The organism is Robertmurraya sp. DFI.2.37 (assembly GCF_029211245.1).
GTDB lineage: Bacteria > Bacillota > Bacilli > Bacillales > Cytobacillaceae > Robertmurraya > Robertmurraya methanolica_A.
The window spans coordinates 1-960 of sequence record NZ_JARGEJ010000144.1 but is presented as its reverse complement, the minus strand read 5'-3'; the positions used below and the strand labels follow the sequence as shown (position 1 = coordinate 960).

The 960-nt window shown below is 37.5% G+C and carries 1 protein-coding gene; it reads left to right on the top strand.

Annotated features, from left to right (window positions below; all coding sequences use genetic code 11):
- Positions 1-2 precede the first annotated feature (2 nt).
- On the top strand, positions 3-960 hold a 958-nt coding region (gene istA, locus PZE06_RS25790), incomplete at its 3' end, for an IS21 family transposase (protein WP_150917888.1).

The following is a 960-nucleotide window of genomic DNA, read 5'->3' as shown; positions in this document are numbered from 1 at the left end:
CAATCAAAGCTATAGCTGACAAGACTGGCTTTGATCCAAAGACAATTCGTAAATACACTAGAAAAGATCAATTACCTAATAAGAAGGCTAGTAAGAAAAGACCTAGTAAACTGGACCCTTTTAAATCGTATATCTTAGAACGTTTAAAGGAAGGTACGACAAATTGTGAAGTGTTATTTGAGGAGATACAAGCTCTAGGTTACGAAGGGAAAATGACGATTCTACGAGAGTTCGTTAAGCCACATCGTCAGAATCCGAAAAAACAAGCAACCTTACGGTTTGAAACTCCTCCTGGTAAACAAGCTCAAATGGACTGGGGATATGTAGGAAAATACCTTGTCGATGGGGTAGAAAAAGAGATTTATGCCTTTGTCATGGTGCTAGGGTATTCTCGTCTGAAGTACATAGAATTTTCAACGAGTATGGATTTAGAAACCTTAATGAAATGCCATATGAACGCTTTTGCTTACTTTAACGGGGTTCCACAACAGATTCTTTATGACAATATGAAAACAGCTGTTATTAAACATTCACCTGTAGAGATTCGTTTTAATCAAAAGTTTGAAGACTTCTTAGCGTACTACGGAGTGGTACCGAAGGCATGTAAACCCAACCGACCACAAACAAAAGGGAAAGTAGAAAATGTTGTTGGTTATTTAAAGAAGAATTTTATGCAGCGTAAACATGAGCCCACACTTCAAGCTCTTAATGAAGATGTTCGCAAATGGTTAGATAAAACAGCTAACCTAAAACCAAATGCCACGACAAATGAATCACCAATTAAACGATTTGAAGTCGAAGAAAAGTATTTACAATCGAGTCATAAGAAGGCTGCTTTTCCTGTAGTGAAGTGGGAAATACGAGAGGTTAGTAGAGATTCGTTTATCTCTTACCGAGGAAAGCGTTATTCTGTTCCATTCCGCTTTGTTGGTCAAAATGTAAAAGTGAAAGAAACGCTTG